Origin of the sequence: uncultured Aquincola sp. (assembly GCF_964001545.1) — a bacterium.
Lineage (GTDB): Bacteria > Pseudomonadota > Gammaproteobacteria > Burkholderiales > Burkholderiaceae_C > Aquincola.
Window position 1 is genome coordinate 1 of record NZ_CAXFDV010000581.1, and the last position, 8,703, is coordinate 8,703.

The 8,703-nt window shown below is 69.3% G+C and carries 7 protein-coding genes; 6 read left to right on the forward strand and 1 reads right to left on the reverse strand.

Annotation, left to right across the window (positions count from 1 at the left end):
* Nucleotides 1–890 (reverse strand): LysR substrate-binding domain-containing protein (locus ABNT58_RS20010; protein ID WP_348755178.1); only part of this gene is annotated, 890 nt, incomplete at its 3' end.
* A gap of 129 nt (nt 891–1,019) precedes the next feature.
* Between ABNT58_RS20010 and ABNT58_RS20015 the strand changes: the two genes are divergently transcribed.
* The 6 genes from ABNT58_RS20015 to ABNT58_RS20040 all read left to right on the forward strand — a co-directional run.
* Entirely contained in the window at nt 1,020–3,158 is a 2,139-nt protein-coding gene (locus ABNT58_RS20015; protein WP_348755179.1) for a 3-hydroxyacyl-CoA dehydrogenase NAD-binding domain-containing protein, read from the forward strand.
* Between the two features lie 21 nt (nt 3,159–3,179).
* The gene (locus ABNT58_RS20020) at nt 3,180–4,370 is read left to right on the forward strand and encodes an acetyl-CoA C-acyltransferase (RefSeq protein ID WP_348755180.1); all 1,191 of its coding nucleotides are present in this window, start codon (nt 3,180–3,182) and stop codon (nt 4,368–4,370) included.
* A gap of 13 nt (nt 4,371–4,383) precedes the next feature.
* The gene (locus ABNT58_RS20025) at nt 4,384–5,580 is read left to right on the forward strand and encodes an acyl-CoA dehydrogenase family protein (RefSeq protein ID WP_348755181.1); all 1,197 of its coding nucleotides are present in this window, start codon (nt 4,384–4,386) and stop codon (nt 5,578–5,580) included.
* A 13-nt stretch (nt 5,581–5,593) separates the two neighbouring features.
* A complete protein-coding gene (locus ABNT58_RS20030) occupies nt 5,594–6,736 on the forward strand; it encodes an acyl-CoA dehydrogenase family protein (RefSeq protein ID WP_348755182.1) in 1,143 nt (380 codons plus the stop codon).
* The gene (locus ABNT58_RS20035) at nt 6,733–7,545 is read left to right on the forward strand and encodes an enoyl-CoA hydratase (RefSeq protein WP_348755183.1); all 813 of its coding nucleotides are present in this window, start codon (nt 6,733–6,735) and stop codon (nt 7,543–7,545) included. Before ABNT58_RS20030 ends, ABNT58_RS20035 begins: the two co-directional genes overlap by 4 nt.
* A 2-nt stretch (nt 7,546–7,547) precedes the next feature.
* On the forward strand, nt 7,548–8,703 hold a 1,156-nt coding region (locus ABNT58_RS20040), incomplete at its 3' end, for a CoA transferase (RefSeq protein ID WP_348755184.1).

Genomic DNA, 8,703 nt, shown 5'->3' on the forward strand with positions numbered 1-8,703 from the left:
ACCGCCCCCCGCGCCTTCGCCAGCACGAAGTCGATGAAGGTCGCCATCGCCCGCGTGTGGTGGCGGTTGGGCATGTACAGCAGGTGCATGTGGGTGCCGAAGATCGACAGCCGCCATTCGTCGAGCGAGGTGACGATCTCGCCGCGGTCCACCTCGTCCTGCACCACGTAGTCGGGCACCAGGCCGATGCCCAGGCCGGCCTGCACGGCCTGGCGCAGGAACAGGAAGTTCTCGGAGATCAGCGAAGGCTCCAGCAGCACCTCGTGCCGCTCGTCGCGCCAGTAGGCCGCCACGCGCAGCTGGCGGCCGATGACGGCGGCGGTGATCAAGGGCATGGTGCGCAGGTCGTCCAGCTGCTGCGGCAGGCCCTGCGCCTCGGCGAACGCGCGTGAGGCGCAGGCCACGTAACGCACCACGCCCATGTCGCGCGCCACCAGGTTCTGCGGCGGCTCCGACAGCACGCGCACGGCCACGTCCACCTCGTCGCGCATCAGGTCTTCGACCCGGTTCTCGAACATCACGTCGAGCACGATGCCGGGGTACTGGCGCTTGAAATCCAGCAGCCAGGGCGACATCACCAGCTGCCCGTAGCCGCTGGGCACCGACAGCCGCACCCGGCCCTGCAGCCGCTGGCCCAGCGTGGTGATGGATTCGCGCGCGGCCGTCAGCTCGTTCTGGATGCGCAGGCCATGCTCGTACAGCTTGAGCCCGATTTCGGTGGGCTCCACCCGCCGCGTGGTGCGCCGCACCAGCTGCTGGCCGATGGATTTTTCGAGCTGGTTGAGGTGGTAGCTGATGTTGGCCCGGCTCATCTTGAGTCGGCGGGCCGCTTCACTCAGGTTGCCCGCATCCAGGATCTGCACCAGCAAGGTGAGGGCGTTGACGTCCATGGCGCGGCGGTTGTCAAAAACGGCTTGACAGTCTGTCAACTGGTTGAGCCATTGTCAAGAAACTATCGACGTCCAACAATGAACCCACACCCGGGGGTTCGACCGGGGCCTGCCTGAGGAGACACGCACATGGTGCAAGAAGCCACTTCGTCCGCCGCAGAAGCCAACCCGGTCAGCACCGAGTTGCGCGGCAAGATCCTGCTGGTCACGGTCGACAACCCGCCGGTCAACGCCCTGGGCGTGGCCGTGCGCCGCGGTCTGATGGCCGCGATCGAGGCCGCCGATGCCAACCCGGCCGTAGGCGCGGTGCTCATCGTGGGTGCCGGCCGCAACTTCATCGCCGGCGCCGACATCCGCGAGTTCGGCCTGCCGCCGCAAGCGCCGCTGCTGACCGAGGTGTGCAGCCGCATCGAGGCCAGCCGCAAGCCCGCCATCGCCGCCATCCACGGCGCCGCGCTGGGCGGCGGCCTGGAAGTGGCGCTGGGCGCGCACTACCGCATCGCCGTGGCCAGCGCCAAGCTGGGCCTGCCCGAAGTGGCGCTGGGCCTGCTGCCGGGCGCGGGCGGCACGCAGCGCGCGCCGCGCCTGGTGGGCGCGGCGGCGGCGCTGGACATCATCCTCAGCGGCCGCCACGTGGGCGCGGCCGAGGCGCTGAAGCTGGGCCTGATCGACCGCGTGGCGCAAAGCGACGACACGCTGGCCGAGGGCCTGGCCTATGCGCAGGAACTGCTGGCCGCGCAGGCCGGGCCGCGCCGCAGCCGCGACGCGCAGGCGCTGGCCGACCGCGCCACCGCGCAGGCCGCCATCGACGCTGCGCGCGCCGACGTGCAGAAGAAGCAGCGCCACCTGTTCTCGCCGCACAAGATCGTGGAGGCGGTGCAGGCCGCGCTGGACAAGCCCTTTGATGAAGCCCTGAAGCTGGAGCGCCAGTTCTTCATGCAGTGCCTGGACAGCCCGCAGCGCGCCGGCCTGATCCACGCCTTTTTCGCCGAGCGTGAAGTGGCCAAGGTGCCCGAGGCCGCGGCCGCCAAGCCCCGGCCCTTCAAGACCATCGGCGTGGTGGGTGGCGGCACCATGGGCGCCGGCATCGCGGTGGCGGCGCTGGACGCCGGCCTGCTGGTGACCATGGTCGAGCGCGACCAGGCCTCGATCGACCGCGGCCGCGCCAACGTCGAGAAGGTGTACGACGGCCTGGTGGCCAAGGGCCGCATGACGATCGAAGGCAAGGCCGCTGTGATGGCCCGCTTCACGGGCAGCACCGACTACGCGGCTTTCAAGGACGTGGACCTGGTGATCGAGGCGGTGTTCGAGGACATCGAGGTCAAGAAGGCCGTGTTCGCCGAACTCGACCGCGTGTGCAAGAGCGGCGCGGTGCTGGCCACCAACACCTCGTACCTGGACATCGATGCCATCGCGGCCAGCATCTCGCGGCCGCAGGACGTGATCGGCCTGCACTTCTTCTCGCCGGCCAACATCATGAAGCTGCTCGAGATCGTGGTGCCCGCCAAGGTGAGCGCCGACGTGGTGGCCACCGCCTTCGAGCTGGCCAAGAAGCTCAAGAAGGTGCCGGTGCGCGCCGGCGTGTGCGACGGCTTCATCGGCAACCGCATCCTGGCCGTGTACCGCCAGGCCGCCGACTATCTGATGGAAGACGGCGCCTCGCCTTACGACATCGACGCCGCGGTGCGCGAGTTCGGCTACCCGATGGGCCCGTTCCAGGTGTCCGACCTGGCTGGCGGCGACATCGGCTGGGCCACGCGCAAGCGCAAGGCCGCCACCCGCAACCCGGCCGCGCGCTACGTGCAGATCGCCGACCGCATCTGCGAACGCGGCTGGTTCGGCCAGAAGACGCAGCGCGGCTGGTACCAGTACCCGCAAGGCTCGCGCAGCGGCCAGCAAGACCCCGAGGTGCTGGCCATCGTCGACGCCGAGCGCCAGCGCGCCGGCATCACGCCGCGCAGCTTCAGCCACGAAGACATCATGCGCCGCTACATGGCCGCGATGATCAACGAGGGCGCCAACGTCGTGCACCAGCGCATCGCGCTGCGTCCGCTGGACGTGGACGTCACCTTCTTGTACGGCTACGGCTTTCCGCGTTTCCGCGGCGGCCCGATGAAGTACGCCGACATGGTGGGCCTGGACAAGGTGCTGGCCGACATCCGCGAGTTCGCCAAGGAAGACCCGCTGTTCTGGCAACCCTCGCCGCTGCTGGTGCAGTTGGTCGAAGAAGGCAAGAACTTCGACAGCCTGAACAAGGCCGCCGCCTGACATCCCCCGGAGACAAACCCCATGCGCCAAGCCGTCATCGTGTCCACCGCCCGCACGCCGCTCACCAAGGCGCACCGCGGTGAGTTCAACATCACCCCCGGCCCCACGCTGGCGGCCTTCGCCGTCAAGGCGGCGGTCGATCGCGCGGGCATCGACCCCACGCTGATCGAAGACGCCATCCTGGGCTGCGGCTACCCCGAAGGCACCACCGGCCGCAACGTGGCGCGCCAGTCGATCATTCGTGCGGGTCTGCCCATCAGCATCGCCGGCACCACGGTCAACCGCTTCTGCGCCTCGGGCCTGCAGGCCATCGCGATGGCGGCCGGCCGCATCGTGGTGGACGGCGCCCCGGCCATGATCGCCGGCGGCGTGGAAAGCATCTCGCAGATCCGCACCCGCAGCGCCACCGACACCGGCGACTCGGGCATGGACCCGTGGATCGTCGAGCACAAGCCCGAGCTGTACATGGCGATGATCGAGACCGCCGACATCGTGGCCCGCCGCTACAACATCAGCCGCGAGGCGCAGGACCGCTTCAGCGCCGAGAGCCAGCGCCGCACCGAAGAAGCGCAGAAGGCCGGCCGCTATGCCGATGAGATCGTGCCCTGCACCACGGTGATGGCGGTGACTGATAAAGAAACCAAGGCCGTGACCCACCGCGAGGTGACTGCCACCGCCGACAACTGCAACCGCCCCGGCACCACGTACGAGGCGCTGGCCAAGCTGGCCCCGGTGCGTGGCGACGACCAGTTCGTCACCGCCGGCAATGCCTCGCAGCTGTCCGACGGCGCGTCGGCCTGCGTGCTGATGGAAGCGGGCGAGGCCGAGCGCCTGGGCCTGCAGCCGCTGGGCGCCTTCCGCGGCTTGGCCGTGGCCGGCTGCGAGCCCGACGAGATGGGCATCGGCCCGGTGTACGCCGTGCCCAAGCTGCTCAAGCGCCATGGGCTGAAGGTGGAAGACATCGACCTGTGGGAGCTGAACGAGGCCTTTGCCTCGCAGGCGCTGTACTGCCAGCAGCAGTTGGGCATCCCGCTCGACAAGCTCAACGTCAACGGTGGCGCCATCTCCATCGGCCACCCCTTCGGCATGACCGGTGCGCGCCTGGCCGGCCACATCCTGCTGGAAGGCCGCCGCCGCAAGGCCAGGTACGCCGTGGTGTCGATGTGCATCGCCGGTGGCATGGGCGCGGCCGGTCTCTTTGAAATCTACTGATCGGAGTCAGCCCATGGACATGAGCTTCACCCAAGAAGAACTGGCCTTCCGCGACGAAGTGCGTCAGTTCCTGGCCGACCAGCTGCCCGAGCGGCTGTCGGCCAAGGTGGCCAACGGCCAGCACCTGAGCAAGGCCGACATGGAGGAATGGCACGCCATCCTCAACGCCCGCGGCTGGCTGGCCAACCACTGGCCGCAGGCCTATGGCGGCCCGGGCTGGAACGCGGTGCAGAAGTTCATCTTCGAGCATGAATGCGCCATCGCCCATGCGCCGCGCATCGTGCCCTTTGGCGTCAACATGCTGGGCCCGGTGCTCATCAAGTACGGCAACGAGGCGCAGAAGAGCTACTGGCTGCCGCGCATCCTCAGCGGTGCCGACTGGTGGTGCCAGGGCTACTCGGAGCCGGGTGCCGGCTCCGACCTGGCCAGCGTCAAAACCACGGCCGTGCGCGACGGTGACCACTACGTGGTCAACGGCCAGAAGACCTGGACCACGCTGGGCCAGCACGCCAACATGATCTTCTGCCTGGTGCGCACCGACCCCGCGGCCAAGAAGCAGTCGGGCATCAGCTTCCTGCTGGTGGACATGAAGAGCCCCGGCGTGGAAGTGCGCCCCATCATCACGCTGGACGGCGCGCACGAGGTCAACGAGGTGTTCTTCACCGACGTGCGCGTGCCGGCCGAGAACCTGGTGGGCGAAGAAAACCGCGGCTGGGACTGCGCCAAGTACCTGCTGACCTATGAGCGCACCAACATCGCGGGCGTGGGCTTCTCGGTGGCGGCGCTGGCCAAGCTGAAGAAGGCCGCCGCCCGCGTGCAGAAGAACGGCCGCCCGCTGCTGGAAGACCCGCTGTTCGCGGCCCGCCTGGCCAAGGTCGAGATCGACCTGGAGAACATGAAGACCACCAACCTGCGCGTGATCGCGGCGGTGGCCGGTGGCGGCGCGCCAGGCGCGGAAAGCTCGATGCTGAAGATCCGCGGCACGGTGATCCGCCAGGAACTCACTTCGCTGCTGCGGCGCGCCATGGGCCCGCATGCGCGGCCCTTCAATGCCGACTGGCTGGAAGGGCCGTACGAAGGCGAAGTGGGTGCGCCGGAAGAAGCGGCCAGCGCCGCGGCCAGCTACTTCAACAACCGCAAGCTGTCGATCTTCGGCGGCTCCAACGAGATCCAGCGCAACATCATCTCCAAGATGATCCTCGGGCTGTAAGACCGGAGCAGACATGAACTTCGAACACACCGAAGACCGCCGCATGCTGGCGGACACGCTGAACCGCTACATCGCCGAGCAGTACGGCTTCGAGACCCGCAACCGCATCGCCAACTCGGCCGAAGGCTACAGCCCGCAGCAGTGGGCGCAGTTCGCCGAGCTCGGCGCCATCGGCGCGCTGTTCAGCGAAGCCGATGGCGGCTACGGCGGCGCCGGCTTCGACATCGCTGTCGTCTTCGAGGCCCTGGGCCGCGGCCTGGTGGTGGAGCCGCTGCTGGGCAGCGCGGTGCTGGCCGGCAGCGCCATCAGCCACGCCGGCAACGAGCAGCAGCGCACTTGGCTAGACAAGTTGATCGACGGCAGCACCATCGCCACGCTGGCGCATGGCGAGGCCGACAGCCTGTATTCGCTGACGCAGGTGGCCACCACCGCCCGCCGCACCGACAACGGCTGGGAGCTCAATGGCGTCAAGGCCGTGGTGCCGCAGGGCGAAGCGGCCACGCTGTTCGTCGTCTCGGCCCGCACCGCAGGCGGCGTGGACGATGCACAAGGCCTGTCGCTGTTCCTGGTGCCGGCCGATGCGCCGGGCCTGACCGTGCGCGGCCAGACCGCGGTGGACGGCGGCCGTGTGGCCACCGTCACGCTGGACCATGTGACGGTACCTGCCGACGCGCTGCTGGGCACCGAAGGCGCGGCCCTGGCCACGCTGGAACATGCCATGGGCCGTGGCGTGCTGGCGCTGTGCGCCGAGTCGCTGGGCGCGATGGACGTGGCCCGCCAGGCCACGCTGGAATACCTGCAGACGCGCAAGCAGTTCGGCGTGCCCATCGGCAGCTTCCAGGCGCTGCAGCACCGCATGGCCGATGTGCTGCTGGAAATCGAGCAGGCCCGCTCGGCGGTGATCAACGCCGCCGCCGCGGTGGACGGCGACGACCGCCTGGCCCGCGAAAAGGCGCTGTCGGCCGCCAAGTTCACCATCGGCCGCGTGGGCACGCTGGTGGCGGAAGAAGCCATCCAGCTGCACGGCGGCATCGGCATGACCTGGGAGCTGCCGCTGTCGCACTACGCCAAGCGCCTGGTGATGATCGACCACCAGCTGGGCGACGAAGACTTCCACCTGGCGCGCTACATCGCGCTGGGGCAGGAGGCGGCATGAGCACCGCCGCTCAACAAGACGTGCTGCTGCAGCGCCGTGAGGGCGCGGTGCTGGTGCTGGTCAACAACAACCCGGCTGCGCGCAATGCGTTGAGCGCCGAGTTCTACACCGCCGCCACCCATGCCCTGGCCGATGCCGATGCCGACCCCACCGTGGGCGCCATCGTGCTCACCGGCGCGGGCGGCTTCTTCTGCGCCGGCGGCAACCTGAACCAGCTGGCCACGCGGCGCGAGATGGCGCCCGAAGACCGTCGTGAGCGGCTGGAGCTGCTGCACACCTTCGTGCGCCGGCTGCGCGACACCGCCAAGCCGGTGATCGCCGCGGTGGAAGGTGGCGCCGCCGGCGCCGGCATGTCGCTGGCGCTGGCCTGCGACCTGCTGGTCAGCTCGCGCGAGGCCTTCTTCGGCGTCAGCTACATCAAGGTGGGCCTGACGCCCGATGGCGGCATCACCTCGTTCCTGGCCGAGTTCGTGTCGCGCCAGGTGCTCACCGAGCTGTGCCTGACCGGCGACCGCATCACCGCCGAGCGGCTGAATGCGCTGGGCGCCGTCAACCGTCTGGTGGAGCCCGGCAGCGCCGAGGCCGAAGCCATCGCGCTGGGCCAGCGCATCGCCGAAGGCCCAGATCGCGCCACCGCGCGCATCAAGGCCTTGTGCCGCGGCGCGCACATGCGCTCGCTGGACGAGCAGCTCGAACTCGAAGCCCGCGCCATGGTGCAAAGCCAGGGCGACGATGAAGCGGCCGAAGGCATCGGTGCCTTCCTGCAGAAGCGCCGCGCCGATTTCACGGCCCTGCGCCGCCGCGGATGACGATGAACGCGATGCCTGGATTGCCGCTGGCCGGCGTGCGAGTGCTGGACTTTTCCCGCGTGCTGGCCGGCCCGCTGTGCGGCATGGTGCTGGGCGACTTCGGCGCCGACGTGATCAAGGTCGAACACCCCGGCCGTGGCGACGACACCCGCGACTGGGGCCTGCGCGTGGGGCAGACCGAGACGGCCTACTTCAACAGCATGAACCGCAACAAGCGGTCCGTCGCGCTCGACCTGCAGACGCCCGAAGGCCAGGCCACCGCCAAGGCGCTGGCCGCGCAGTGCGACGTGGTGATCCAGAACTTCAAGTTCGGCGGCATGGAAAAGCTGGGCCTGGGCTATGAGCAGCTGAAGGCCGACAACCCGCGGCTGATCTACTGCTCGGTCTCGGGCTACAACCGCGCCGGCAGCGAGGCTGCACGCCCCGGCTACGACCTGGTGGTGCAGGGCGAGGCGGGCCTCATGGCGCTGAACGGCGAAGCCACCCAGCCGCCGCTGAAGTTCGGCGTGGCCGCGGTCGACCTGATGACCGGCATGTACTCGGCCCAGGCCGTGCTGGCTGCGCTGTACCAGCGTGAGCGCACCGGCACCGGGCGGCACGTCGAGATGGCGCTGTTCGACTGCGGGCTGATGATCACCGCCTACTACGGCCTGGAAGCGCTGCTGATGGGCGAAGACCCGCCGCGCTACGGCAATGCGCATCCGTCCATCGTGCCTTACGGCGTGTTCGATGCGGCCGATGGTCCCATCGTCATCACCGTGGGCAACAACGCGCAGTTCCAGCGCTTTTGCACCGAGGTCATCGAGCGGCCCGAGCTGGCCGCTGACGAGCGCTTCAAGACCAACCTCGGCCGCTCGGCCCACCGTGCCGAGCTGCTGCCGGTGCTGCATGCCGAGCTGGCCCGCCGGCCGCGTGCGCAGCTGCTGGCCGCGCTGTCGGCCGCCGGCATTCCGTGTGGCGAGGTGCTGGGCCTGCATGAGGCGCTGACCTCGCCGCGCGCGGTGGAAGGCGGCCTGGTCACGGTGCAACCGCACCCGGTGGCCGGCAGCACCCATGTGCTGGCGCCGCCGTACCGCATCGATGGTGAACGGCTGCCGGTGCGCCGGCCGCCGCCGCAACTGGGCGCCGATACCGAGGCCGTGCTGCAGGAACTGCTGG

Excerpts from the sequence above, each read along its gene's own strand:
- ABNT58_RS20020 (WP_348755180.1), top strand. The coding sequence starts at position 3,180 with ATGCGCCAAGCCGTCATCGTGTCCACCGCCCGCACGCCGCTCACCAAG.
- ABNT58_RS20030 (WP_348755182.1), top strand. The coding sequence starts at position 5,594 with ATGAACTTCGAACACACCGAAGACCGCCGCATGCTGGCGGACACGCTG.
- ABNT58_RS20035 (WP_348755183.1), top strand. The coding sequence starts at position 6,733 with ATGAGCACCGCCGCTCAACAAGACGTGCTGCTGCAGCGCCGTGAGGGC.
- ABNT58_RS20025 (WP_348755181.1), top strand. The coding sequence starts at position 4,384 with ATGGACATGAGCTTCACCCAAGAAGAACTGGCCTTCCGCGACGAAGTG.
- ABNT58_RS20015 (WP_348755179.1), top strand. The coding sequence starts at position 1,020 with ATGGTGCAAGAAGCCACTTCGTCCGCCGCAGAAGCCAACCCGGTCAGC.